The organism is Inquilinus sp. NPDC058860 (assembly GCF_042743185.1).
In the GTDB taxonomy this organism is placed as follows: domain Bacteria; phylum Pseudomonadota; class Alphaproteobacteria; order DSM-16000; family Inquilinaceae; genus Inquilinus.
This window is the reverse complement of sequence record NZ_JBHYMS010000002.1, coordinates 140,875-165,959: the sequence shown is the minus strand read 5'-3', so window position 1 is coordinate 165,959 and position 25,085 is coordinate 140,875. Positions and strand designations below refer to the sequence as shown.

Here is a 25,085-nt window from a genome sequence, read left to right as displayed (position 1 = left end):
ATCAGCCCACCAGCCTGCCGTCGGCGTAGAGAAGGGTGCGCTCCGGCGGGAAGCGCAGATGCGCGGTGTCGGCCGGGACGCCGCGGCCCTCGGCCAGCTTGGCCTTCACCGTCGCGGCGCCGAGGCGGAGCGTGACGATCAGATGGGTGCCGAGATCCTCGACCGCGGTCACCGCCGCCGGGACGCCGCTGTCGGCGATCTCCAGGAACTCCGGCCGGATGCCGAGCTCGAGCTTGCCCGTGGCCTTTTCGATCCCGGCGAGCGCCGAGTCCGACAGCGGGATCCGGGCGCCGTCGACCACCGCCGCGCCCTGGTCGACGGTGCAGGGCAGCAGGTTGATGCCCGGGCTGCCGATGAAGTAGCCGACGAAGGTGTGGGCCGGCCGCTCGAACAGCGCCTGCGGGGTGCCGAGCTGCACCACCTGGCCGTCATACATCACGATCACCTCGTCGGCGAAGGTCAGCGCCTCGAGCTGGTCGTGGGTGACGTAGATCAGGCTGGTCCGCACCTGCTCGTGCACCTGCTTCAGCTTGCGCCGGAGCTGCCATTTGAGGTGCGGGTCGATCACCGTCAGCGGCTCGTCGAACAGGATGGCGGCGACGTCCTTCCGCACCAGGCCGCGGCCGAGCGAGATCTTCTGCTTCTGGTCGGCATCCAGGCCGCGGGCGCGGCGCTTCAAGACCGGCGTCAGCTCCAGCATCGCCGCGACCTCGGCCACGCGGGCGTCGATCTCCTGCTTCGGCAGCTTGCGGTTGCGCAAGGGGAAGGCCAGGTTCTCCGCCACCGTCATGGTGTCGTAGACCACCGGGAACTGGAACACCTGGGCGATGTTGCGCTGCTCCGGCGACGCCTGGGTGACGTCGCGGCCGTCGAACAGGATCTGGCCCCGGCTCGGCGTCACCAGGCCCGAAATGATGTTCAGCAGCGTGGTCTTGCCGCAGCCGGACGGCCCCAGCAGGGCGTAGGCCCGGCCGCTCTGCCAGACCATGTCCATCGGCCGCAGCGCATAATCCGCCGGATCCGCCGGGTTCGGCCTGTAGCTGTGCGCCAGGGACTTGAGCTCGATGCGGGCCATGCTTCACCTGGTCCGGGCCGGGGCGGCGGCGAGCCGCCCGGCCGGGTCGAAGACGTAGATCCGGGCAGGGTCGACCGCGATCGTCACCGGCTCGCCCAGCGGATGCTTGTGCACCCCGGCCTGCTGCGCCACCCAGGGCCGGTCGCCGAAATGGAAATGGACATAGGTCTCGGAGCCGCTGATTTCCGCCAGCTCGACCCGGGTGGTCACCGAGGCCTCGCCCGCGCCTGCAGCGCCGAGGCGGATGTGGCCCGGCCGCACCCCGACGGTGCAGGGTCCCGCCGCCAGCCCGGCCAGGTGCCCGGCCAGCGGCACGGCGACGCCGTCGATCAGGCGCAAGGCCCCGTCCGTCACCTCGGCGGGGCCGAGATTCATCGGCGGGTCGCTGAACGCCTCGGCCACCCGGGTCGAGGCCGGGTGCTGGAACACCTCGACCGTCGGCCCTTCCTGCAGCAGCCGGCCCTCGTCCAGCACCGCGGTGCGGCCGCCCAGGATCAGCGCCTCCGCCGGCTCGGTGGTGGCGTAGACCACGATCGCCTTGCCGCGGCGGAAGATCTCCGACAGCTCGGCCCGCAGCTCCTCGCGCAGCTTGTAGTCGAGATTGACCAGCGGCTCGTCCAGCAGCAGCAGCCCGGCATCCTTGACCAGGGCGCGGGCGATCGCGGTGCGCTGCTGCTGGCCGCCCGACAGCTCGCCCGGCAGCCGCTCCAGGAACCGGTCGATCCGCAGCATCGCCGCGGTCTCGCGCACCCGGCGGTCGATCTCGGCCCGGCCGAGGCCCTTGAGGCGCAGCGGCGAGGCGATGTTGTCGTAGACCGTCTTCGACGGATAGTTGATGAACTGCTGGTAGACCATGGCGACGTCGCGGTTGCGCACCGAGACGCCGGTGACGTCGCGGCCGTCGGCCAGGACGCGGCCGCGGCTCGGCCGCTCCAGCCCCGCCATCAGCCGCATCAGCGTGGTCTTGCCGGCCTGGGTGCGGCCCAGCAGCACGGTCAGCGTGCCGGGCTCCAGCGCCAGGTCGAGCGGATGGATGTGGGTCTCCGCCCCGACGTCCCGGGTCACGCTTTCGAGCGCCAGCGTCACGATGCGGCCCTTTCCTCGGGGCGGGAGTTGCGGGCCCTGAGCCAGTCGGCGATCGCGTCCTGCGCCTCGGCCGGGATGTGCAGCCCCAGCTTGGACCGGCGCCACAGCACGTCCTCGGCGGTGCGCGCCCATTCCTGGTCGGCCAGGTAGTCGAGCTCGGCCTCGGTCAGCCCGGCGCCGAAGTCGCGGCCGAGATCCTCCAGGCTGGCGGCCTCGCCCAGCAGCCGGTCGACCCGGGTGCCGTAGGCGCGGGCCAGGCGTCGCGCCAACGGTTCCGGCAGCCAGGGCCGGGCGGCGCGCAGCTTGGCCAGGAAGCCCTCGAAATCTGCGTCCGGGATGTCGCCGCCGGGAAGATGCGCGGCCGCCGTCCAGGGCGCGCCCTTGATACCCATGACCGGCGCCAGCTTCTCCAGCGCATGCTCGGACAGGCGGCGGAAGGTGGTGATCTTGCCGCCGAACACCGACAGGGCCGGCGCCTGGCCCTCCGATGCGTCCAGCTCCAGCACGTAGTCGCGCGTCGCCTCGGACGCGCTGGACGAGCCGTCGTCGTACAGCGGCCGCACGCCGGCATAGCTCCAGACCACGTCGTCCGGGGTCGGGCCGTCGGCGAAGCAGCGGCCGACCGCCTCGCACAGATAGGCCGTCTCCTCCGGCGTGATGCCGACGCCGGCCGGGTCGCCCTGGTAGTCGAGGTCGGTGGTGCCGATCAGCGAGAACTTGCCCTCATAGGGAATGACGAAGACGATGCGCCGGTCGGCGTTCTGCAGGATGAAGGCCTCGGGCCCGTCATACAGCCGCGGCACGACGATATGGCTGCCCTTGACCAGCCGCACGCTGGAGGCGCCCGGCAGGCCGACGGTGTCGTTCAGCACATGCTTGACCCAGGGGCCGCCGGCATTGACCAGGCCGCGGGCCGCGACCTGCCGCTCGCTGCCGTCGGCGGCGCCCCCGTCGACACTACGGAGCGTCGCGGTCCAGCGGCCGGCCTCGCGCCTGGCCTCGACGCATTCGGTGCGGGTCAGGATCTCGGCGCCGCGCTCCTTCGCGTCCAGCGCCGCCAGCGCCACCATGCGGGCGTCGTCGACCCAGCAGTCGGAATATTCGAAACCGCGCGTCAGATGCGGCCGCAGCACCCGGCCGATGGCGCCGTCGCGCAGCTTGAGCCCGTGGCTGGCCGGCAGCGTCTTGCGGCCGCCGAGATGATCGTACAGGAACAGGCCCAGCCGGACCATCCAGGCCGGCCGCATCGACCGGTCGTGCGGCAGCACGAATCGCAGCGGCCAGATGATGTGCGGCGCCGCGCGCAGCAGCACCTCGCGCTCCATCAGCGCCTCGCGGACCAGGCGGAACTCGTAATATTCGAGATAGCGCAGGCCGCCATGGATCAGCTTGGTCGAGGCCGAGGAGGTGGCCCCGGCCAGGTCGGCCTTCTCGCAGAGCAGGACGGACAGGCCGCGCCCGGCCGCGTCGCGCGCGATGCCGACGCCGTTGACGCCGCCGCCGATGACCAGGAGGTCGTACAGCACCTCAGCCACGTTTCCTGCCTCTGTTTGCGGCCGCGCCGCTTTGATCTTCGAAAACGAAAATCTGCCTGCGGCCCCGTTCCGATGCAATCGGAATTCGCGGAGAATGCGCAGGATTTCGTCCGAGATCGCCCTTCGCATGTGCGAAAGCGAAGAAGACGAACGCCATATTGACAACTTTTGCATGTTCAAATTTGATCAGGATCTATTGATATTTTATGTGAAATAGAGATTGCGTTCGTCGCGGTTCCCCGCCTTACTGGGCGCGACGCCGCCACACCACCAACCAACCGGACATCGGAGGTCGAGTCATGCGGTTCATGACCACTCGGCTGCTGGCCGCGGCGGCCATCGCGCTGGCTGCGGCCACGGCGCATGCGGCCGACATCAAGCTGCTCAACGTCTCCTACGACCCGACGCGCGAGCTGTACAAGCAGGTCAACGCCGCCTTTGCCGAGCAGTGGAAGGCGAAGACCGGCGACACTCTCACCATCGAGGCTTCGCATGGCGGCTCCGGCGCCCAGGCGCGCTCGGTGATCGACGGGCTGCAGGCCGACGTCGTCACCCTGGCGCTGGCCTACGACGTCGACGCGATCGCCAACAGGGGGCTGATCGACAAGGCCTGGCAGACGCGGCTGCCCGACAACAGCGCGCCCTACACCTCGACCATCGTGTTCCTGGTGCGCAAGGGCAACCCGCTGGGGATCAAGGACTGGCCCGACCTGGCCAAGGAGGGCGTCCAGGTGATCACCCCGAACCCGAAGACCTCGGGCGGGGCGCGCTGGAACTACCTCGCCGCCTGGGGCTACGCCCTGAAGCAGCCCGGCGGCAGCGACCAGACGGCCAAGGACTTCGTGCAGAAGATCTTCGCCAATGTCCCGGTGCTGGACACCGGCGCCCGCGGCTCGACCACCACCTTCGTCCAGCGCGGCATCGGCGACGTGCTGATCGCCTGGGAGAACGAGGCCTTCCTGGCGGTGAAGGAGCTGGGCCCCGACGAGTTCGACATCGTCGTGCCCTCGGTCTCGATCCTGGCCGAGCCGACGGTCGCGGTGGTCGACAAGGTGGTCGACGCCCGCGGCACCCGCGCCGTGGCCCAGGCCTATCTCGAGTTCCTGTACTCGCCCGAGGGGCAGGAGCTGGCCGCCAGGAACTTCTACCGGCCGCGGTCGGCGGAGGTGGCGGCGAAGTACAAGGACACTTTCCCGGCCGTCAACCTGTTCACCATCGATGATGTCTTCGGTGGCTGGCAGAAGGCCCAGCAGGCACACTTCTCGGATGGCGGCACCTTCGATCAGATCTACCGAAAGGGCTAGAGACACCCCGCCCCCGGCGGCGCGCCATGTCGGCGTGCTGCCGGGATTCGGGCTGACCCTCGGCTTCTCCCTCACCTATCTGGCCCTGCTGGTCCTGCTGCCGCTGGCGGCGCTGGTGATCCGGCCCTGGGAGCTCGGGGTCGAGGGCGTCTGGCGGGTGATCTCGTCGGAACGCACCGTGGCGGCGCTCAAGGTCAGCTTCGGCCTGGCGCTGGCGGCGGCGGCGGTGAACGTCGTGTTCGGCACGCTGGTCGCCTGGGTGGTGACGCGCTACCGCTTCTGGGGCCGGCCGCTGATGAACGCGCTGATCGACCTGCCCTTCGCCCTGCCGACGGCGGTGGCGGGCATCGCGCTCGCCGCCCTCTACTCGCCCAAGGGATGGCTCGGCGGCCCCTTGATGCAGATCGGCATCAAGGCCGCCTTCGGGCCGCCCGGCATCTTCATCGCCCTGGTCTTCATCGGGCTGCCTTTCGTGGTGCGCACGGTCGAGCCGGTGCTGGAGGATCTGGACCGCGAGATCGAGGAGGCCGCCGCCACCCTCGGCGCCCGGCGGTGGCAGGTGGTGTGGCGGGTGGTGCTGCCGCTCTTGTCGCCGGCGATCCTGACCGGCTTCATCCTGGCCTTCGCCCGGGCGGTCGGCGAATACGGCTCGGTCATCTTCATCGCCGGCAACATTCCCGGCGTGTCCGAGATCGCGCCGCTGCTGATCGTGATCCGGCTGGAGGAGTACGACTATGCCGGCGCCGCCGCGATCGGCGCGGTGATGCTGCTGGCCGCCTTCGTCATCATCCTGGTGATCAACCTGCTGCAGCGCTGGAGCCGCAAATGGGCGGACTGACCCGCACGCTGGCGGCCGCGCGCACCCGGCTGAAGCCCGCCGACAGGCCGTGGGAGGAGCCGTTCGGCATCCGCCTGGCCCTGATCGCCATCGCCGTGGTCTTCCTCGGCCTGTTCCTGGTGCTGCCGCTGGCGGTGGTGCTGACCGAGGCGCTGCGCCGCGGCATCGACGCCTATCTCGAGGGCATCGGCAGCGAGGATTCGCTGGCGGCGATCCGCCTGACCCTGACGGTCGCCGCCATCGCCGTGCCGCTGAACACCGTGTTCGGCCTGGCCACCGCCTGGGCGATCGCCAAGTTCGAGTTCCCGGGCAAGAGCCTGCTGACCACCTTCGTCGACCTGCCCTTCTCGGTCTCGCCGGTGATCTCGGGCCTGATCTACGTGCTGCTGTTCGGGGCCAACGGCTGGTTCGGCCCGTTCCTGGAGGCGCACGGCATCCGGGTGATCTTCACCGTCACCGGCCTGGTCATCGCCACCATCTTCGTCACCCTGCCCTTCGTGGCGCGCGAGCTGATCCCGCTGATGCAGGAGCAGGGCACGGATGAGGAGGAGGCCGCGGTGCTGCTGGGCGCCAGCGGCTGGCAGACCTTCTTCCGGGTGACGCTGCCCAACGTCAAATGGGCGCTCTTGTACGGCGTGCTGTTGTGCAACGCCCGGGCGATGGGCGAGTTCGGCGCCGTCTCGGTCGTCTCCGGCCATATCCGCGGCCAGACCAACACCATGCCGCTGCAGGTCGAGATCCTCTACAACGAGTACAATTTCGTCGGCGCCTTCGCCGTCGCCTCGCTGCTGGCCGGCCTGGCCCTGGTGACGCTGGTGCTGAAGACCCTGCTCGAATGGCGGTTCCGCTCGGACCGCACAGAGTCCGCGGAGAGCTGATGCCGATCGCCATCCAAGGCCTGACCAAGCGCTTCGGCCCGGTCTACGCGCTCGACGGCATCGAGCTGGAGGTGCCGGACCGCGCCTTCGTCGCCCTGCTCGGCCCCTCCGGCTCGGGCAAGACCACGCTCTTGCGCATCGTGGCGGGGCTGGAGCGCGCGGATGCCGGCCAGATCCTGGTCGACGGCGCCGACATCGCCGCGGTCAAGCCGCGCCAGCGCCGCATCGGCTTCGTGTTCCAGCACTACGCCCTGTTCCGGCACATGACCGTGTTCGGCAACATCGCCTTCGGCCTGCAGGTGCGGCCCGGCGCCACCCGCCCGGCCAAGGCCGAGATCGCGCGCCGGGTCGAGGAGCTGCTGGAGCTGGTCCAGCTGCCCGGCCTGGGGCGGCGCTTCCCGCGCCAGCTGTCGGGCGGGCAGCGCCAGCGCGTCGCCCTGGCCCGGGCGCTGGCGATCGAGCCCAAGCTGCTGCTGCTCGACGAGCCGTTCGGCGCGCTCGACGCCAAGGTGCGGAAGGAGCTGCGGGTGTGGCTGCGCGAGCTGCACGACCGCACCGGCCTGACCAGCCTGTTCGTCACCCACGACCAGGAGGAGGCGCTGGAGCTGGCCGACCGGGTGGTGGTGCTGCGCGACGGCCGGATCGAGCAGCAGGGCGACCCGGCGGCGCTGGTCGACAACCCTGCCACCGCCTTCGTCTCCAGCTTCCTCGGCGACGTCAACCGCCTGCCCTGCACGATCACGGGGCCGGATGCGGTGGAGATCGCCGGCCTGCGCCTGCCGGCCGATACGCGCGGCCTGGCCGCCGGCAGCCGGGCCGTCGCCGACATCCGGCCGCGCGCCATCCGGCTGCTGCCGGCGGGGACGTCAGGCGACGGCTTGGTCGCCGGCACCGCCCGGCGGGTGCTGCACAGCGCCACCACGGTGACGGTGGAAGCGGAGACGCCGCTGTCGCCCGACCCGATCCGGATCGAGGCCGACCGCTACAGCCCGGACCTGCCGGCCCTGTCGATCGGCGATCCGGTGGCGCTGCGCCTGCCGCCGCCCTTCGTGTTCGCGGCGGAGCGGTAGTCCCTCAGCGCCGGTCCCGCGGCTCGACCGGCCGCGGCCGGCGGGCGGGGTCGCCGGGCAGCAGGCGCGCCCAGCTGGCGATACCGGCCAGGCCGGCGAAACCGGCGCCCAGCGCCAGGGCCAGGGCCGGCCCCTGCCCACCCGCCAGGCCGAAGCACAGCGCCACCAGCGCCGCGCCGATGGTCTGCCCCATCAGCCGGGCCTGGGCGACGATGCCGCTGGCGCCGCCGGCGCGGTGCGGCGGCGCGGAGGCCAGCAGCGCCTTCTGGTTCGGCGCCTGGAAGAAGCCGAAGCCCCAGCCGCACAGCGCCATGCGCCAGCAGATGTCGAACACCGTCGGGTCCGGCGGCAGCAGGGCCAGCAGCGCCAGGCCGAGGCAGAGGATGAACAGGCCGATGCCGCCCAGCAGGCCGGCGGAGTGGCGGTCGGACAGGCGGCCGGCGATCGGCGCCATGATCGCCACCACCACCGGCCAGGGGGTCATCAGGAGGCCGGTCTCGACCTCGCTGCGGCCCAGCGTGGTCTGGAAGTAGAAGGGCAGCGCCACGAAGGCCAGGCCCTGGGCGGCGAAGGAGCAGGCGGCGGTGACCGCCGACAGGGCGAAGATCGGCCGCCGGAACAGGTCGAGCGGCAGCATCGGCGCCGGATGGGCGGCCTGCCGGCGCACCAGCGCCACGCCGAAGCCGAGGGCGGCGGCGAGGGCCAGCCCGATCTGCAGCGGCCCGGCCTGGTGCGCGCCTTCGCCGATCGCGACGATCAGGAGGCCGAAGGCGCCGGCGTTGAGGATGGCGCTGACGGCGTCGAAGCGGTGGCCCGAGCGCGCAGTGTGCGGCAGGGTTGGCACCGCGACGATCAGCGCGACGATGCCGAGCGGCACGTTGACCGCGAACAGCCAGGGCCAGGGCGCGACCGACAGGATGCCGGCGGCGACCGTGGGGCCGAGGGCCGAGGACACGGCCACCACCAGGGTGTTGAAGCCGATGCCGCGGCCGAGCGAGCGGCTGGGATAGCTGAAGCGGATCAGCGCCGCGTTGACGCTCATGATGCCGCTGGCGCCGAAGCCCTGCAGCACCCGCGCCGCGGTCAGGCTGGGCAGCGACCAGGCGGCGGCGCAGACCAGCGAGGCCACGGTGAACAGGGCCAGGCCGGCGATGTAGATGGCGCGGTAGCCGACGATCTCGCCCAGCGCCGCCAGCGGCAGCAGCGACACCACCACCGCCAGCTGGTAGGCGTTGACCACCCAGACCGAGGCGGCCGGGCTGGCCTGCAGGTCGGCGGCGATGGTCGGCAAAGCGGTGTTGGCGATGGCGGTGTCCAGCACCGCCATGGCGATGGCGATCGACAGGGTCAGCACCGCGCCGTAGCGGCGCGGCACCGGCAGCCCGTCCGCCGGCGACACCGTCGCCCGTGCAGTCTTCGCGATCGCGTCCATCGGGATCCTCTTCGATGGGCGTCATCATCGCGGCCGGCGTCAGGCCGCACCAATGCAGCGGTGGCGTATCAGCCGGGACGACGCAATTGGTCGCAGGATCCGGACGCCGCCCTGCCCCGACCTCAGGACTGCCAGAAGGCGGGCACGAACTCGTAGCCCTCGCCGGCCCGGCCGACATGGCCGATGCCGGGGAAGGCGAGATGCGCGCCGGCGATCAGCACCCGGTCGGAAGCGACCTGGTCCAGCACCCGCTTGCGGCTGGCGATCGCGGCCTGCTGGTCGGTGTCGAAGTTGATCGCCCAGTCCGGCCTGGCGAATTGCAGCGACGCGGCGTGCACGATGTCGCCCCAGATCAGCAGCCGGTCGGTGCCGGACGTGACCTCGACCATGCTGTGGCCGGGGGTGTGGCCCGGCGCGGCCAGGACGCGGATGCCGGGGATGATCTCGGCCTCCTTGCCGAAGCGGCTGAGGCGATCCGGCCCGGCATAGGGCTTCACCGCCGCCCGGGCCATGTGGAAGAGGGGCTGCACCCCGGCCGGGGCCCGGGACAGGATGCCGTCATCGGTCCAGAAGGCGTATTCCGCCTCGGCCACCGCCAGATGCGCCTTGCCGAAGACGGCGGTGCCGGCGGGGTCGATCAGGCCGTTGACGTGGTCCGGGTGCATATGGGTCAGCACCACCAGGTCGATATCGGCGGGGTCGATGCCGGCGGCCTCGAGGTTGGCGCCGACCTTGCCGAGCGCCGGCCCCATCGCCGTGGCGGTGCCGGTGTCGATCAGCACCAGCCGGTCGCCGGTGTTGACCAGATAGGCGTTGACCGCGGTCGGGATCGCCGCGGGCGGCTGGAAGGCGCGCTGCAGCAGCGCCTCGGCCCCGGCACGGTCGGCGGCGGGGAACTGGTCGAGGGCGAGGTTCAGCATCCCGTCATTGATGCTGGTCACCTCGAAGGCGCCGACCTTGAACCGGTAGAGGCCGGGGACCGGCCCGGCGGCCGGAACCGCCCGGGCGAGGGCGGGGCGCGGCAGGGAACCGAGCAGCGGCACGGCCGGGGCGGCGAGGGCCGAGGCCAGGAAACGGCGGCGGTCGAGCGGCATGGCAGGGTCTCCGGGTGAGTCGCGATGGACTGGCGCCGGAGAGGCTAGCCGAAACGCAGCGCGAACGCAGCGGAAACAAATCGGGGCCGAGTCAGGGAAGCTTGCCGGTGGGCGGGTGCACCGTGCGGAAGGCGGCGACCAGCCCGGCGGCCTCGGTGCGTGTCGCCAGGCTGAGGCGCGGCTTGCCGGCGGCGATGTCGGCCTTGAGGTCCCTCAGCACCGCGTCGATCCGGCCGAGCAGCTCCTCGCGCTTCAGCCCTGCCCGCTCGTGCTCGACGCTGTGGTCGTCGGAGACGCCCTGGAACAGGGAACCGAGCCAGTCCACCAGCTCGTCGGCGCGGCTGAACAGCTTCTGCCGCCCGTCCTCCTCATAGACGATCACCGGCTCGATCTCGGTCGCCATGGCGGGCCCTCCCGGAGAGTTGCGGCGCGCATCGCGAGGGATGCCTGAATGCAACAGCGGGGCGGCAGAACGGTTCCGCCGAAAGGCCTTACTGATCGCCCATCTTCAGCGCGGCGATGAAGGCGCTCTGCGGGATCTCGACCTCGCCGAACTGGCGCATCCGCTTCTTGCCCTCCTTCTGCTTGTCCAGAAGCTTGCGCTTGCGGCTGACGTCGCCGCCATAGCACTTGGCCAGCACGTCCTTGCGCAGGGCGGAGATCGATTCGCGGGCGATCACCTTGCCGCCGATCGCCGCCTGGATGGCGATCTTGAACAGCTGCTTCGGGATCAGGTCCTTCAGCCGCTCGCACAGGTGCCGGCCGCGCCGGTCGGCCTGGCTGCGGTGGACGATCATCGCCAGCGCGTCGACCGGCTCCTGGTTCACCAGGATCGACAGCTTCACCAGGTCGCCTTCGCGGTAGCTGTCGATCTGGTAGTCGAAGCTGGCGTAGCCGCGGCTGATCGACTTGAGGCGGTCGTAGAAGTCGAACACCACCTCGTTCAGCGGCAGGCGGTAGACCAGCATGGCCCGGCCGCCGACATAGGTCATCTCGATCTGCTCGCCGCGCCGCTCGGTGCACAGCTGCAGGATGCCGCCGAGATACTCGTCCGGCAGCATGATCGTGGCCTTGATCCAGGGCTCGTCGATCCGCTCGATCTTCATCACGTCCGGCATGTCGGCCGGGTTGTGCAGGTCCATCACCGACCCGTCGGTCAGGTGCAGCTTGTAGACCACCGACGGCGCGGTGGTGATCAGGTCGAGGTCGAACTCGCGCTCCAGCCGCTCCTGGATGATCTCGAGATGCAGGAGGCCCAGGAAGCCGCAGCGGAAGCCGAAGCCCAGCGCGGCCGAGGTCTCGGCCTCGAAATGGAAGCTGGCGTCGTTCAGGGCGAGCTTGCCCAGGCTGTCGCGCAGCCGCTCGAAATCGCCGGAATCGGTCGGGAACAGGCCGCACCAGACCACCGGGACCGAGGGCTTGAAGCCCGGCAGCGGCGCCGCGGCCGGGCGGCGATCCTCGGTGATGGTGTCGCCGACCTTGGTCTCGACGATCTCCTTGATCCCGGCGGTGACGAAGCCGACCTCGCCGGGCCCGAGCTCGCGCACCTGCACCGCCTTGGGCGTGAAGTAGCCGACGCGGTCCAGCTCGCGCGCCGCGCCCGTGGCCATGAAGCGGACCTTCTGGCCGACCTTCAGCGTGCCCTCGACCACCCGCACCAGGATGACGACGCCGAGATAGGGGTCGTACCAGCTGTCGATCAGCAGCGCCTTGAGCGGCGCGGCCGGGTCGGCCTGCTTCGGCGGCGGCAGGCGGTGGACGATCGCCTCCAGCACCTCGTCGATGCCGAGGCCGGTCTTGGCCGAGATCGGCACGGCGTCGGACGCGTCGAGGCCGATCACGTCCTCGATCTGCTGCTTCACCCGGTCGGGCTCGGCCGCGGGCAGGTCGATCTTGTTGAGGACCGGCACCACCTCGTGGTTGGCGTCGATCGCCTGATAGACGTTGGCGAGCGTCTGCGCCTCGACACCCTGCGAGGCGTCGACCACCAGGAGCGAGCCCTCGCAGGCGGCGAGCGACCGGCTGACCTCATAGGCGAAGTCGACATGGCCGGGCGTGTCCATCAGGTTCAGCTGATAGGTCCCGCCGTTCCGGGCCGCATAGGTCAGGCGCACGGTCTGCGCCTTGATGGTGATGCCGCGCTCCCGCTCGATGTCCATCGAATCGAGCAGCTGCGCCTTCATCTCGCGCTGCTCGATGCCGCCGCAGCGCTCGATCAGCCGGTCCGCCAGGGTCGATTTGCCGTGGTCGATATGGGCGATGATCGAGAAGTTGCGGATATGGTCCTGGGAAGTGCTCATCGGGTGCGCCTGGAGACGTGATCGGCCCGGACCATAAGGGCAGCGGGCCCAAAGCGAAAGGGCCCGGTCGAAACCGGGCCCGTCCGTATCGGTTCAACGGCAGGGATCAGTGCAGCTTGCCGCCGAGATCCGCGATCGCGTCGTCGAGCAGCGCCGAGCCCTTGGCCGGGTCGGCGGCGAGCTGCCGGCCGACCAGGTCGCGGGCCGCCGAGACGGCGACGTTGACGGCGGTCGACCGCACCTCGGCCACGGCCTGGGCCTCGGCCTGGGCGATGCGCTCCAGCGCCATGGCCTCGCGCCGCTTCATCGCCTCCTCGATGTCCACCGCCGCCTTCTCGCGATGGCGCTGGGCATCGTGCCTGGCGCGCTCGATGATCGCCGCGGCCTCGGCCGCCGCCTCGCGCTGGCGTGCCTGCGCCTGGGCGAGAAAGCCCTCGGCCTCGCTGCGCAGCCGCTCCGCCTCGGCCAGATCCTCGCGGGCCTTCTCGGTGCGCTTGTCCAGCACGCCGAGGACGGCCCCGCGGGCCTTGACCGCCAGCAGGACGATCAGGACGATCAGCGCCGCGGCCAGCACCCATTCGACCGCGCCGTGCGAATCCGCCTCGGCATGCTCGACATGCTCGAGCGCGGCGTCGGTATGGGCCGCGTCCTGGGCGTGGGCGGCGCCGATGAAGACCTCGTTCGCGATGATGTCGAGAACGCTCATCGGGCCCCTCCCAGCGCACCGTCGACCGCGGCGGTCACCGCGGCCTGATCCGGCGCCGCGCCGGTCAGCTTGGCGGCCAGCACCCCGGCCACCTCGGCGGCGATGTCGCGGGCGTCGGCCTTGAGGTCGGCGCGGATCTTGCCGATCCGGGCCTCGGCCTCGGCGGTCCGCGTCGCCAGCTCGGCGGCGAAGGCGGCCTGACGGCGCGCCGTCAGCTCCGCGATCTCCTGATTCGCCGCGGCCATCGCGGCCTGGGCCTCGCCGCGGGCCTTGGCCAGCGCGGCTTCATAGGCCTGGCTGACAGCCTCGGTCTCGCCGCGCGCAGCCTCGGCCCGCTCCAGGTCGCCGGCGATCTTCGCGGCGCGCTGGTCGATCGTCTCCGCCAGGCGCGGCAGCAGCCGGCGCGACAAGAGCCAGTACAGAGCGATGAAGACGACCGCGAGCCAGAACAGCTGCGACGCAAACCACTCGGGATTGAACTGTGGCATCCGACTCCCCCTGCCGGGCCAGGCCGCTCAAGGCTGCGGCCGGCCCATGACGTTAGGCAGCGAGATCGTCAGGCGAACAGCGCGATCAGCGCGACGATCAGCGCGAACAGCGCGATGGCTTCCGTCACGGCGAAGCCGATCCAGATGCTGGCGCCGATCTCTTCCTTGGCCGCCGGGTTGCGGGCGAGCGCGCCGATGTAGCTGGCCCACACGTTGCCCACGCCGATGCCGGCGCCGATCATGCCGATCGCAGCGAGGCCCGCGCCGATGAACTTGGCAGCTTCGAGTTCCATTTTCTCTTCCTTCGTGGAGTGGGTTCTGGATGGTTGGACCGGAACGGTTCGCGGGCTGCGATCCGTCAGTGGAGATGCAGCGCGTCGTGCAGGTAGACGCAGCTGAGAATGGCGAAGATGTAGGCCTGCAGCACGGCGATGAAGAGCTCGAGCATCGTCAGCGGGATCAGGAAGGCGAAGGGCACGATGCCGCCGACGCCGAGCGCGATGACGAAGCCGCCGATGACCTTCAGCAGCACGTGGCCGACCGTCATGTTGGCGAACAGTCGGACGGAGAGGCTGATCGGCCGCGACAGGTAGGAGATCAGCTCGACCGGCACCAGGATCACCGCGGTCCACAGGGGGGCGCCATGCGGGAAGAACATCCGCAGGTAGCCGGCGCCGTGCCGCGCGAAGCCGATCACCGTCACGCCCACGAACACCACGAAGGCCAGGGCGAAGGTGACGATGATGTGGCTGGTGAAGGTGAAGGTGCCGGGAATGATCCCGATCACGTTGCCGAACAGGATGAAGATGAACAGCGTGAAGATGAAGGGGAAGTACTTCAACCCTTCCTTGCCGGCATTGTCGCGTATCATGTTGGCGACAAGCTCGTACAACATCTCCGCGAAGGATTGCAGCCGGCCCGGCACCAGGGCGCCGCGGCTGCCGCCGAGGAACAGCACCGCCGACGCGACGGCCGCGGCGATCACCATGAAGAGCGACGAGTTGGTGAAGGAGAGATCCAGGCCGCCGATGTCGACGTGCAGGATCTTTTCGATCTGGAATTGCTCGGTTGGCGACGCCACGCCTTATCTCCCGCCCCGGTTTCGCTCCGCCTGCTCGGCGGCCCGCTTCGCCTTCGCCGCCCGGTCCAGCTCCATGCCGGTCCGGTAGACATTCATCAAGCCGGCCACCGCACCCAGGATGAAGAACAGAATCAACAACCAGGGCCGCGTGCCGAGCCATTGGTCGAGACCCCAGCCGATTCCGGCGCCGACCACGATCGCGGCGAGCAGCTCGACCGCGATGCGGAAGCCGGCGGCCATGCCAGCACGGCCGACATCGCGCCCATCATCTCCGCCCTTCGCCTCGCGCCCCGCCCCCGGAAGCTTCGCCTTCGCCTCTCTCAAGCGACGGTCGAAATCCGAATGCGGCAGCGGGTTCTGGTCGTTCTGAGTCACGTTGTCGGACACCCTTTCGGGCGGCGGCCACCCCCACCTCAAGCGGCGCGCACCTTAGTGACGCCCCGGGGTCCCGTCAAGGCGACAAAACCGGCCGCCGCCGCGGTATTCGCGCCCGGCGTCCGGTCCGGCCTCCGGAACCGCGCCGGCGGCGCTGGCGGCGGCCCGCTCCGCCGGGCTAGACTCGGCCATGCTCAGCCCGCTCCTGGCCGTCGCGGCGATCCTCGCCGGCATCACCATCGTCTCGCTCGGCCAGGGCGTCTTCGCCACGCTGGTGCCGATCCGGCTGACCGAGGCCGGGCTGTCGGCCGACCGGGTCGGGCTGGTGGTCGCGGCCAGCGCCGTCGGCTTCCTGGCCGGCTGCCTGGTGGTCGGCCGGCTGATCCGGCTGGTCGGCCATATCCGTGCCTTCTCCGCCTTCGCCGCCGCCTCCTGCCTGGCCGGGCTGGCGCTGCCCTGGACCGTCGGCCTGCCGGGCTGGTTCCTGCTGCGCCTGGCCATGGGCTTCTGCTCCGCCGGCCTGTTCATGATCACCGAGAGCTGGCTGAACGAGCTGACGCCGCGGCACCTGCGCGGCCGCATCCTGACCAGCTACGTCGTCGTGGTGATGCTGGCGCTGGGCGCCGGCCAAGCCCTCTTGACCGTGCTCGACACGCGCGACGTGCTGCCCTTCGTGCTGGCCTCGGCCGCCTTCACCCTGGCGCTGATCCCGGTGACGCTGACCCGGTCGCGCCACCCCAGCGTGCCGCACCGGATCCGTCCGATCCTGCGCAAGGCCTACCGCAACTCGCCGGTCGGCGCGGTCGGCTGCGTCGTGGTCGGGCTGGTGGCGGCGACGCTGCAGGGCGTGGCCCCGGTCTGGGGCGTGCATCGCGGCTTCTCCACCGCCGAGATCGCGACGCTGATGGCGGCGACCCAGATCGGCGGCCTGCTGTGCCAGTGGCCGCTGGGCTGGTTGTCGGACCGGATCGACCGGCGCTGGGTGATCCTGGGCGCGGCCGCCTGCACCATCGTCGCCGCGGTCGGCAGCATCGGCGCGGGCAGCTTCGGCCTGCTGATCGTGCTGTTCGCCCTGTGGGGCGGCATGGCCGAGGCGATCTACCCGCTGTCGGTCGCCCATGCCAACGACCACGCCAAGCCGCAGGACTACGTGCCGCTGGCGGGGACGCTCCTGATCCTGTGGTCGGTCGGCTCCTCCGCCGGGCCGCTGGCGGCGACGGTGGCGATGGAGCGGTTCGGGCCGGACGCGCTGTTCGTCTATGTCGCCCTGCTGGTCGGGGCCTTCGCCGGCTTCGTGCTGTGGCGCATGGCCCGGCGCGGCCGGGTCGCCGCCGGGGAGGCCGAGCACTTCGTTGGCCTCGCCGCCGGATCGAGCCCCGCCCCGGCCGAGCTGGACCCCCGCATCCGCCCCGAGGACGAGGTCGAGGCCGAGCCGGGCTATGACGACTGCGAGGACGTGCCGGCGCGCTAGGCAACCCCGGCGGGCTTCGCTAGGGTCGCGGGCCGCATCGCAGAGAGGGCCCATGCGCATCGCCACCTGGAACATCAACTCCGTCCGCCTGCGCCAGGAGCTGGTGCTGCGCCTGATCGACGAGACCGCGGCCGACATCATCTGCCTGCAGGAGACCAAGACCCCGGACCACCACTTCCCGCACCAGCCCTTCGTCGACCTCGGCTACCGCCACATCGCGATCGCCGGCATGAAGGGCTACAACGGCGTCGCCGTGATCTCGCGCCTGCCCTTCGAGAGCCATGAGATCCGCCACTGGTGCGGCAAGGAGGATTGCCGCCACATCGCCATCCGCCTGCCGGACGGCCTCGAGGTGCACAACCTGTACATCCCGGCCGGCGGCGACGTTCCGGACCCGGCGGTGAACGAGAAGTTCGCCCACAAGCTGCAGTTCCTGGACGAGATGACGGCCTGGTGGCCGCAGAACCGGACTCGCGACCAGAAGATGATCCTGGTCGGCGACCTGAACATCGCGCCGCTGGAGCACGACGTCTGGTCGCACAAGCAGCTCTTGGACGTGGTCAGCCACACCCCGATCGAGGTCGAGAAGCTGGCGGCGATGCAGTCGACGCTGGGCTGGGTCGACAGCGCCCGCACCTTCGTGCCGCCCGACCAGAAGCTGTACACGTGGTGGAGCTACCGCGCCGCCGACTGGCAGCTGTCCGACCGCGGCCGGCGCCTCGACCACATCTGGGTCACCCCGCCGCTGGCCGGCGGCCTGAAGGCGCACCGCACCCTGCGCGAGGCCCGCGGCTGGGAGCCGAAGCCGAGCGACCACGTGCCGGTGGTGGTCGACGTCGAGGTGTGAGGGGGCAAAGGCATCGTAGGTTGAGTTCGCGAATGCGAACCCAACACCTCGCCGGATGATCGATGACGACGTTGGGTTCGCTCTCGCGAACCCAACCTACGATGTCACCCGGTGACCGGCCGCCGGTACAGGTAGTAGCGCCCGGGCGAGACGCCATCGGGCTCGGGCAGCTCCTCCCAGCCGGTGCCGGCGAAGCCGATATTCGCCACGACCACGCCGCCCGGGGCCAGCACCGGGCCGAGCAGCGGGGCCAGCGCCGCCGCCAGCGCCCGGTTGGCGAGGTCGTCGCCGGTGCCGAGATCGGCGTGGATCAGCGCCATCCCCCCGCGATGCGCCGCGGCGAAGCCGGGCATGGTCTCCAGGACCTCGCCCAGCACCATGCGGTCGCGCGGCGGGATGCAGCCGGGATGCGCCGCGATGTGGCGGTCGAACACCCAGATGGCGCGGTCCGGCAGCGCCTCGCGCAGATGGTCGTAGGTGCGGCCGTTGCCGAGGCCGAGTTCCATGACGTCGCCGGGCAGGCCGGCGATGGCCCGCGCGGCCCAGTCGAGGCAGGCGCGCTGCGCCTGCATCCGGCGGATGAAGCTGTCGAGGCGGCTCACGATCCGTTCAGGCCGTCTGGCGGGCGCGGGCCGCTTCCTTGGTGGTCCGTTCGAGGCGCAGCGCCAGCACGCGCATGATCTCGATCGCCATCTGCGGGAATTCGGTGATCATGCGGAAGAACTGGTCCTTGGCGATGACGAGGGCGGTGACGTCGGTGCGCGCCTGCACCGTGGCGGTGCGCGGCACGTCGCAGAGAATGGCGATCTCGCCGACGAAGTCGTTGCGGCCGACCGAGGCCACGGTCAGGGGGCCGGTCTCGGCGTCCACGATCACGTCGGCCTCACCGTCGATGATGATGAAGGCAGCGCGGCCGATCTCCCCCTGCCGGCACAGCACCTGCCCCGCGGGGAAGCGGACGCGCTCGCTGGTGAAGGCCAGCAGCTTCAGCTTCGACGTGTCGATATTGGCGAAAAGCGGGATCCGCTTCAGCAACTCGACTTCTTCCGCAAGGCTCACCGATCCGTCCTCCAGCTCCCTGTTCGCATTCTACTCCGCTTCCAGCAATTCGTGCAGCACGCTGCCGTTGCGGTTCAGCGTCTGGAAGTCGCCGCGCTCGACGATGCGGCCATGCCGCACCACGACGATGTCGGCGAACTCCCGGGCCATGCTGGGCCGATGTACGCCCCAGATCAAGCCGCGGCCGAGCCTGAGTTCGCGGATGGTGCGATGGACCCGGCTCTGCGCCACCCCGTCGAGCGTGGAGGTGGCCTCGTTCAGAAGCAGGAGGTCGGCGTTCTTGAGCAAGGCGCGGCCGAGCCCGACCTTCTGCCGCTGCACCGCGGACAGCCGGCTGCCGGCGACGCCGACCGAGAAGTCGAGCCCGACCGCGATCACGCTGTCGCGCAGGTCGACCTCGTCGACCACGGTCTGGATCAGGGTCTGCACCCGTTCCGCCGCATCCGGCCGGCCGTAGCGGATCTTGCCGAACAGGATGTTGTCCTGCAGCGACGCCGCCTCGTTGAACCGCTCGGCGTCGAAGAACTCGATGAAGGGGCGCAGATCCTCCGGCAGCTCGGCCGCGAACACCTTGCGGGCGCCGAGCAGCCGCTGCTGCAGGTCGGCCTCGAACACGCCCAGGCGGTGGCGGGACGGCACCAGCTTGAACGGCAGCGACAAGAGGCGGGTGCGGTCGGCCGGCCGCAGCACCGCCGTGCCCTCCTTCTTCGCCCGCATCACGATCGGCTGGAATTCGGGCAGGTCCTCCGAGCCGATGAAGCTGAACTGCTCGAAGAATTCGTGGCCGGGCGGCAGGTCGGCGAACAGCTCGACCATGGTCTCGGCCATCTGGGCGCCGACCTGGATGAACTCCTCCATCAGGCCCGTGCGCTCCAGGACCGACAGCACATACTCGTTCTCGGCCAGCGCGTCATAGGCGAAGACCGGGCCGACCGGGGTGCCGAACAAGAGGTTCTCGGCCACCGAGGCGGAGCTGTTGAAGCGGTCGGAATCGTACAGCTCGACCAGGTCACCGAGATCGGTCTCGGCCAGGGTCTTGCGCACCGACACGCGCGCCGCCAGCACCCGGTCGGCGATCTCGGGCGCCTTGTCCGCGTCGATCGTGCCGTTCAGGCCGATGCGGTAGACGTCCTGCTCCATGTCGATCGCCTGCAGGATCTCCAGCGCCTTGTCCTGCAGCGCCTCCGGCCCGTCCACCCCGGCCGCCTGGTAGTCGATCCAGTCGGCGTTGATGTCGAAATCGGTGTTGCCGGCCACCTGCGCCTCCGACGCCCGGCGGGCCTGGCGGCGCCTGGCCGCGTCGTCGTCGTACTGCGCCTCGCGCAGCGGCCGGTGGCACAGGCCGTAATACAGATTCTGGCGCAGCGTGCCGGTGAACATGTAGCTGTGCGCGCTGACATAGGCGATGCGGCGGCCGATCACCGCCTCGCCCAGGGTTTCGTAGTCGTGCTCGCCGAGCCGGATCTTGCCGCTGGTCGGCGAGATCAGCCGGGCCATCATCAGCATCAGCTCGTCCTTGCCGACCCCGGCGCCGACCACCGCGACGTGGCCGTCGGTCGGGAAGACGGCGGTCAGCCCCTCGATCACCGTCATGCCGCTGTCGTCGACCAGCGAGACGGCGGAGAAGCTGAGCTCCTTCGGCAGCGGGCCGTCGATCACCTGGTCGCCGGTGATGCGCTCGACCGGCAGCAGCTCGGGCGGCTGGAACTGCTCCACCACCTGCTCGTACTTGATCCGGGTGTCGGCCTGGGTCTGGTAGTAGTCGAGCAGGTCCTTCCACGGCGAGGCCAGGTCCTTGTAGGCGGCGAGCACCGCCACCAGCGCGCCGAGCTGGATGTCGCCGCGGATCACCAGCCAGCCGCCGATCGCATAGAAGAAGAACGGCGTCAGCTGGTTGATGAAGTTGTTCAGGAACTTGATGAAGAACTTGCGGTTGTAGATCTCGAACCGGATGTCGTAGATCGTCCCCAGCCGGTCGGAGAAATCCGCCAGGTGCACCGCGGTGGCGTCGTTGGCATGCATGTCGGTGATGCCGGAGACGGATTCGCCGATGCGGTCGGCCAGCTTGCGCACGGTGCGCACCCGTTCCTTGCCCAGCTGGTTCACCCGCTTCTGCAGCCGCGGGATCAGCCAGCCCTGCAGCGGGTACAGCGACACCGCCGCCGCGCCCAGGATCGGATCCTGGACAAAGATGAAGTAGATGTAGACCAGGAGCGTCCCGGTCGACCAGATCGGCTGGACGAAGGCGTCGCCGATGAAGCCGCCCAGCGGCTCGACCTCCGAGGTGATCATCGGGATCATCTCGCCCTGCGAGGTCTTGCGGAAATGCGGCAGCGGGAAGCGCAGGATCCGGCAGTACAGCTCGTAGCGCAGCCGGCGCAGCATCCGTTCGCCCAGCTTGCCCTTGTAGATGTTGATGTAGAGCTTGAAGCCGCCGTTGACGAACACCAGCGCCAGGAACAGGAACGACAGCAGTAGCAGGTATTCGATCCGGTCGAACTGGAATCCGAAGAACACCTTCGGGAAATCACCCGCGGCCTTGTCGTCGATGGCGCCGTTGACGATCTGCTTCGGCAGATCCAACGAATAATAGACAAAAGGAAACGAAATCAGCGTGACGATGAGGATATAGATCTGCTCGCGGCTGCTGTGCCGCAAGATAAACTTGAAGATGTTGGAATCCATCGCGATCCAGGTCCAGCCTCGCCGGGCACGGGCAGGACCATAGCGTGAACTTTGCATGGCGCAAAGCATGTGACGGCGGTCACGGCCCGCCGCGCGAAGGGTGCGGGTGACGGGTCCGGAGCCTTCGTGCTAAAAGCGCGCCGGGCGGCAGGGGCCGTCCGTGTCGGCCCGTCCCGGGTCTCCAGGCGGCAAGGCTGCATGGCGAAGCGCACCGCTCAGGCCAGGATCCTGATCTACAGCCACGACAGCTTCGGGCTCGGCCATCTGCGCCGCTGCCGCACCATCGCGCATGCGCTGGTGGCCCGGCACAGCGACCTGTCGGTGATGATCCTGTCCGGCTCGCCGATCATCGGCAGCTTCGACTTCCGCAGCCGGGTCGACTTCGTCCGCATCCCCGGCGTGATCAAGCTGCGCAACGGCGACTACACCTCGCTGTCGCTGCACATCGACATCGAGGAGACGCTGGCCATGCGCGCCTCGATCATCGAGCACACGGCCGCGATCTTCGACCCCGACCTGTTCATCGTCGACAAGGAGCCGCTGGGCCTGCGCGGCGAGGTCAAGCAGACGCTGGAGATGCTGCGCGACCGCGGCACCCGCACCGTGCTGGGCCTGCGCGACGTGATGGACGAGCCGTCGCTGCTGGCGCCGGAATGGGAGCGCAAGAACGTCGTCCCGGCGCTGGAGCATCTGTACGACCAGCTGTGGATCTACGGCCTGCCGGAGATCTGCGATCCGCTGGCCGACATCGAGCTGCCGGATTCGGTGCGCGCCCGCATGACCTATACCGGCTATCTGCGCCGCCGCGCCCCGACCAACGTCCCGGCCGAGGCGGCGCCGCTGCGCGACCCCTACATCCTGGTCACGCCCGGCGGCGGCGGCGACGGCGAGGACCTGGTCGACTGGGTGCTGTCGGCCTATGAGCTGGACCGATCCATGCCCTGCGCCGCGCTGATCGTGCTGGGCCCGTTCATGCAGCGCGAGCGCCAGGCCGAGTTCATGGCCCGCGCCGCCCGGCTGGACGATGTCGAGGTCATCACCTTCGACGCCCGGATCGAGCACCTGATGGTCCGCGCCGCCGGCGTCGTCGCCATGGGCGGCTACAACACCTTCTGCGAGATCCTGTCCTTCGACAAGCGGGCGCTCCTGGTGCCGCGGGTAAGACCGCGGCTGGAACAACATATCCGGGCCTCGCGCGCCGCCGAGCTCGGCCTGGTCAGCATGCTCGACCAGGACGGGCCGGGGGACCCCGCCGTGATGGTGCGGGCGCTGCGGGCCCTGCCCGACCAGCCGCTGCCCTCGACCCGCTTCCCGCCCGGGCTGCTCGACGGGCTCGACGCCGTCGACCGGCTGGCGATGGATGCGATCGACCCGCCCTCCTCGATCCGCGCCACGGCCTGAGCCCCGCATGACCGAGAGAGCGCAGACCGACGGCCTGACCGCCATCGTGGTCAAGGGCTATCCGAGACTGTCGGAGACCTTCATCGCGCAGGAGATCCTGGGGCTGCAGCAGCTCGGCCAGCGCCAGTTGATCGTATCGCTGCGGCACCCGACCGACACCCAGGTGCACGAGCTGAACCGCCGCATCGCCGCGCCGGTCCTGTACCTGCCGGAGTACCTGTACCAGGAGCAGCCGCGGGTGGCGGCGGCGCGCGACTGGGCCCGGCGCCAGCCGGGATACGCGGCGGCCCATGCCGCCTTCCGCCGCGACTATCGGCGCGACCCGACGCCGAACCGCTGGCGCCGCTTCGGCCAGGCCTGCGTGCTGGCGCGGGAGCTGCCGCCGGAGACGTCCTGGATCTACGTCCACTACCTGCACACCCCGGCCTCGGTCGGCCGCTACGCCGCGCTGATCCGCGGCCTGCCCTGGAGCGTCTCGGCCCACGCCAAGGACATCTGGACGACGCCGGAGTGGGAGCTGCGCGAGAAGCTGGCCGAAGCCCGCTGGGCCGCCACCTGCACCGCGGTCAACCACGGTCATCTGGCGAAGCTGGCGCCGGAGCCGGGGCGGGTGTCGCTGGTGCATCACGGCCTCGATTTCGGCCGCTTCCCCGACCCGATCGCCCGGCCCCGCCGCGACGGCCGCGACCCGGCCGATCCGGTGCGACTGATCTCGGTCGGCCGCGCGGTCGAGAAGAAGGGCTTCGACCGGCTGCTCGACGCCTTCGCGGCGTTGCCGCGCGGCCAGGCCTGGCACTGGACCCATATCGGCGGCGGCGCCCGGTTGTCGGAGCTGCGGGCCCAGGCGATCCGGCTCGGCCTCGCCGACCGGATCGAGTGGCGCGGCGCCCTGACCCAGGATGCGGTGCTGGCGGCACTGCTGGAGTCCGACCTGTTCGTGCTGACCGCGCGCATCGCCGCCGACGGCGACCGCGACGGGCTGCCGAACGTGCTGATGGAGGCGCAGGCCACCGGCCTGTGCTGCCTCGCCTCCTCGGTCTCGGCGATCCCGGAGCTGATCCTGCACGGCGAGACCGGCATCCTGGTGCCGCCGGACGACGTGCCGGCGGCGGCCGACGCGCTGTCCGGGCTGATCGCCGACCCGGCGCGCCGCGCCAAGCTGGGCGCCGCCGGCGCCGCGCGGGTGCGGCGCGACTTCGGCTTCGCCGCCGGCCTGGCCAAGCTGGCCCGCCGCTTCGGCCTGCCGGCCCCCGGATGAGGATCGCCTTCTACGCGCCGATGAAGCCGCCCGGCCATCCGGTGCCGTCCGGCGACCGGCGCATGGCGCGGCTGCTGATCGAGGCGCTACGGCGCGGCGGGCACGAGGTCCGCCTGGCCAGCCGGCTGCGCAGCTGGGACCCCGGACTGGACCCGGCCCGGCCGGCCCGGATCGAGGCGCTGGGCGCCCGCATCGCCGACCGGCTGGTCCGGCGCTGGCGGGGGGCGGACCGGCCCGACATCTGGTTCACCTACCACCTGTACCACAAGGCGCCGGACTGGCTCGGGCCCCCGGTGGCCGCCGCGCTCGGCATCCCCTATGTCGCGGCCGAGGCCTCGCATGCGCCGCGCCGGGCGGAGGGGCCCTGGGCCGCCGGGCACCGGGCCGCGGAAGCGGCGATCCGCAGGGCCGCGGCGCTGTTCACCTTCAGCGACAAGGACGCAGCCGGCCTGTCCGCCCTGGTGCCGGCGGAGCGGATCGTGCGCCTGCCGCCCTTCCTCGACGCCGCCCCCTTCGCCGCGATCACCCGCCGGCCGGCCGACCCGCCGCGCCTCCTCGCCATCGGCATGATGCGGGAGGGCGACAAGGAACGGTCCTATGGTCTGCTCGCGGACGCCCTGCGGCAGCTCGGCGACCGGTCCTGGACCTTGATGGTGATCGGCGACGGCCCGGCCCGGCCGCGGATCGAGCCGCTCTTCGACCCCGCCCGAACCGTGTTCCGCGGCGCAGTGCCGCCCGAATCGCTGCCGGAGGTGCTGGCGGAGGCCGACCTGTTCGTCTGGCCCGCGATCAATGAGGCCTTCGGCATGGCGCTGCTGGAGGCGCAGGCCGCCGGCCTGCCGGCGGTGGCCGGGGCGGCCGGGGGCGAGAGCGGCGGCGTCGCCCAGATCCTGCGTGACGGCGAGACCGGGTTGCTGGTACCGCCGGGCGATGCCGGCGCCTTCGCCGAGGCCGTCGCGGCCCTGCTGGACGATTCCGCCCGCCGCCGGGCGATGGGCGAGGCCGCCCGCGCCAACATCCTGGCCCGCCACGACATCGCCGCCGCCGCCATCCTGGACCGGACGCTGCAGGCGGTGGTCCGGCAGGGGACGAAATGATCGGG

General features: G+C 70.6%; 24 protein-coding genes. 9 read left to right on the top strand and 15 right to left on the bottom strand.

Going from position 1 to position 25,085, the window contains the following annotated elements; translation table 11 throughout:
- Position 1: 1 nt before the first annotated feature.
- The 3 genes from ACFW16_RS02300 to glpD are packed head-to-tail and all read right to left on the bottom strand — an operon-like array spanning position 2 to position 3,696.
- Entirely contained in the window at positions 2 to 1,075 is a 1,074-nt protein-coding gene (locus ACFW16_RS02300; protein ID WP_380301443.1) for an ABC transporter ATP-binding protein, read from the bottom strand.
- Between the two features lie 3 nt (positions 1,076 to 1,078).
- Complete coding sequence (locus ACFW16_RS02295) at positions 1,079 to 2,161, bottom strand: ABC transporter ATP-binding protein (RefSeq protein WP_380301441.1); 1,083 nt, start codon at positions 2,159 to 2,161, stop codon at positions 1,079 to 1,081.
- On the bottom strand, positions 2,158 to 3,696 hold the full coding sequence (glpD, locus tag ACFW16_RS02290) for a glycerol-3-phosphate dehydrogenase (RefSeq protein ID WP_380301440.1): 1,539 nt from the start codon (positions 3,694 to 3,696) through the stop codon (positions 2,158 to 2,160). The genes ACFW16_RS02295 and glpD overlap by 4 nt, the downstream gene beginning before the upstream one ends.
- Before the next feature lie 299 nt (positions 3,697 to 3,995).
- On the opposite strand from glpD, the gene ACFW16_RS02285 reads away from it, so the two are divergent.
- The 4 genes from ACFW16_RS02285 to ACFW16_RS02270 are packed head-to-tail and all read left to right on the top strand — an operon-like array spanning position 3,996 to position 7,786.
- Positions 3,996 to 5,000 (top strand): sulfate ABC transporter substrate-binding protein, encoded by a 1,005-nt coding sequence (locus ACFW16_RS02285; RefSeq protein WP_380301438.1) that lies wholly within the window; start codon positions 3,996 to 3,998, stop codon positions 4,998 to 5,000.
- A complete protein-coding gene (cysT, locus tag ACFW16_RS02280) occupies positions 4,963 to 5,838 on the top strand; it encodes a sulfate ABC transporter permease subunit CysT (RefSeq protein ID WP_380301436.1) in 876 nt (291 codons plus the stop codon). Before ACFW16_RS02285 ends, cysT begins: the two co-directional genes overlap by 38 nt.
- Positions 5,826 to 6,716: a sulfate ABC transporter permease subunit CysW gene (gene cysW / locus ACFW16_RS02275; protein ID WP_380301434.1), complete on the top strand. Its 891-nt coding sequence runs from the start codon at positions 5,826 to 5,828 to the stop codon at positions 6,714 to 6,716. The genes cysT and cysW overlap by 13 nt, the downstream gene beginning before the upstream one ends.
- The gene (locus ACFW16_RS02270; protein WP_380301432.1) at positions 6,716 to 7,786 is read left to right on the top strand and encodes a sulfate/molybdate ABC transporter ATP-binding protein; all 1,071 of its coding nucleotides are present in this window, start codon (positions 6,716 to 6,718) and stop codon (positions 7,784 to 7,786) included. The genes cysW and ACFW16_RS02270 overlap by 1 nt, the downstream gene beginning before the upstream one ends.
- A gap of 4 nt (positions 7,787 to 7,790) precedes the next feature.
- On the opposite strand, the gene ACFW16_RS02265 is transcribed toward ACFW16_RS02270, so the two are convergent.
- The 9 genes from ACFW16_RS02265 to ACFW16_RS02225 form a co-directional block, all read right to left on the bottom strand.
- Entirely contained in the window at positions 7,791 to 9,218 is a 1,428-nt protein-coding gene (locus tag ACFW16_RS02265) for an MFS transporter (RefSeq protein ID WP_380301430.1), read from the bottom strand.
- 122 nt (positions 9,219 to 9,340) lie between these two features.
- On the bottom strand, positions 9,341 to 10,312 hold the full coding sequence (locus ACFW16_RS02260; RefSeq protein ID WP_380301428.1) for an MBL fold metallo-hydrolase: 972 nt from the start codon (positions 10,310 to 10,312) through the stop codon (positions 9,341 to 9,343).
- 91 nt (positions 10,313 to 10,403) lie between these two features.
- Positions 10,404 to 10,715 (bottom strand): hypothetical protein, encoded by a 312-nt coding sequence (locus tag ACFW16_RS02255; RefSeq protein WP_380301426.1) that lies wholly within the window; start codon positions 10,713 to 10,715, stop codon positions 10,404 to 10,406.
- Positions 10,716 to 10,803: 88 nt separating this feature from the next.
- Complete coding sequence (gene lepA / locus ACFW16_RS02250; protein ID WP_380301424.1) at positions 10,804 to 12,612, bottom strand: translation elongation factor 4; 1,809 nt, start codon at positions 12,610 to 12,612, stop codon at positions 10,804 to 10,806.
- A gap of 106 nt (positions 12,613 to 12,718) precedes the next feature.
- Positions 12,719 to 13,318 (bottom strand): F0F1 ATP synthase subunit B, encoded by a 600-nt coding sequence (locus ACFW16_RS02245; protein WP_380301422.1) that lies wholly within the window; start codon positions 13,316 to 13,318, stop codon positions 12,719 to 12,721.
- On the bottom strand, positions 13,315 to 13,806 hold the full coding sequence (locus tag ACFW16_RS02240) for a F0F1 ATP synthase subunit B' (RefSeq protein WP_380301420.1): 492 nt from the start codon (positions 13,804 to 13,806) through the stop codon (positions 13,315 to 13,317). The genes ACFW16_RS02245 and ACFW16_RS02240 overlap by 4 nt, the downstream gene beginning before the upstream one ends.
- A gap of 68 nt (positions 13,807 to 13,874) precedes the next feature.
- Positions 13,875 to 14,099, bottom strand: a complete 225-nt coding sequence (locus ACFW16_RS02235) for a F0F1 ATP synthase subunit C (protein ID WP_026873218.1) — start codon at positions 14,097 to 14,099, stop codon at positions 13,875 to 13,877.
- A gap of 65 nt (positions 14,100 to 14,164) precedes the next feature.
- Entirely contained in the window at positions 14,165 to 14,887 is a 723-nt protein-coding gene (locus tag ACFW16_RS02230; RefSeq protein ID WP_380301417.1) for a F0F1 ATP synthase subunit A, read from the bottom strand.
- Positions 14,888 to 14,890: 3 nt separating this feature from the next.
- Entirely contained in the window at positions 14,891 to 15,274 is a 384-nt protein-coding gene (locus ACFW16_RS02225) for an AtpZ/AtpI family protein (RefSeq protein WP_380301415.1), read from the bottom strand.
- 178 nt (positions 15,275 to 15,452) lie between these two features.
- Here ACFW16_RS02225 and ACFW16_RS02220 point away from each other — a divergent pair, with 178 nt between their 5' ends.
- Both ACFW16_RS02220 and ACFW16_RS02215 read left to right on the top strand, forming a co-directional pair.
- Positions 15,453 to 16,733, top strand: a complete 1,281-nt coding sequence (locus ACFW16_RS02220; protein WP_380301413.1) for an MFS transporter — start codon at positions 15,453 to 15,455, stop codon at positions 16,731 to 16,733.
- A gap of 52 nt (positions 16,734 to 16,785) precedes the next feature.
- Positions 16,786 to 17,580: an exodeoxyribonuclease III gene (locus ACFW16_RS02215; RefSeq protein ID WP_380301411.1), complete on the top strand. Its 795-nt coding sequence runs from the start codon at positions 16,786 to 16,788 to the stop codon at positions 17,578 to 17,580.
- A 104-nt stretch (positions 17,581 to 17,684) separates the two neighbouring features.
- Here ACFW16_RS02215 and ACFW16_RS02210 read toward each other — a convergent pair whose 3' ends face one another.
- The 3 genes from ACFW16_RS02210 to ACFW16_RS02200 are packed head-to-tail and all read right to left on the bottom strand — an operon-like array spanning position 17,685 to position 21,297.
- On the bottom strand, positions 17,685 to 18,182 hold the full coding sequence (locus ACFW16_RS02210; protein ID WP_380301409.1) for a class I SAM-dependent methyltransferase: 498 nt from the start codon (positions 18,180 to 18,182) through the stop codon (positions 17,685 to 17,687).
- A gap of 7 nt (positions 18,183 to 18,189) precedes the next feature.
- The gene (locus ACFW16_RS02205) at positions 18,190 to 18,639 is read right to left on the bottom strand and encodes a cyclic nucleotide-binding domain-containing protein (protein ID WP_026873225.1); all 450 of its coding nucleotides are present in this window, start codon (positions 18,637 to 18,639) and stop codon (positions 18,190 to 18,192) included.
- A 30-nt stretch (positions 18,640 to 18,669) separates the two neighbouring features.
- The gene (locus ACFW16_RS02200; protein ID WP_380301406.1) at positions 18,670 to 21,297 is read right to left on the bottom strand and encodes an ABC transporter transmembrane domain-containing protein; all 2,628 of its coding nucleotides are present in this window, start codon (positions 21,295 to 21,297) and stop codon (positions 18,670 to 18,672) included.
- Between the two features lie 225 nt (positions 21,298 to 21,522).
- Here ACFW16_RS02200 and ACFW16_RS02195 point away from each other — a divergent pair, with 225 nt between their 5' ends.
- Genes ACFW16_RS02195 through ACFW16_RS02185 form a run of 3 tightly spaced genes read left to right on the top strand, consistent with a single transcriptional unit; the run spans position 21,523 to position 25,080 of the window.
- Positions 21,523 to 22,725 (top strand): glycosyltransferase family protein, encoded by a 1,203-nt coding sequence (locus tag ACFW16_RS02195; protein ID WP_380301404.1) that lies wholly within the window; start codon positions 21,523 to 21,525, stop codon positions 22,723 to 22,725.
- Positions 22,726 to 22,732: 7 nt separating this feature from the next.
- Positions 22,733 to 23,983, top strand: a complete 1,251-nt coding sequence (locus ACFW16_RS02190; RefSeq protein WP_380301402.1) for a glycosyltransferase family 4 protein — start codon at positions 22,733 to 22,735, stop codon at positions 23,981 to 23,983.
- A complete protein-coding gene (locus tag ACFW16_RS02185; protein WP_380301400.1) occupies positions 23,980 to 25,080 on the top strand; it encodes a glycosyltransferase family 4 protein in 1,101 nt (366 codons plus the stop codon). The genes ACFW16_RS02190 and ACFW16_RS02185 overlap by 4 nt, the downstream gene beginning before the upstream one ends.
- Positions 25,081 to 25,085: the final 5 nt, after the last annotated feature.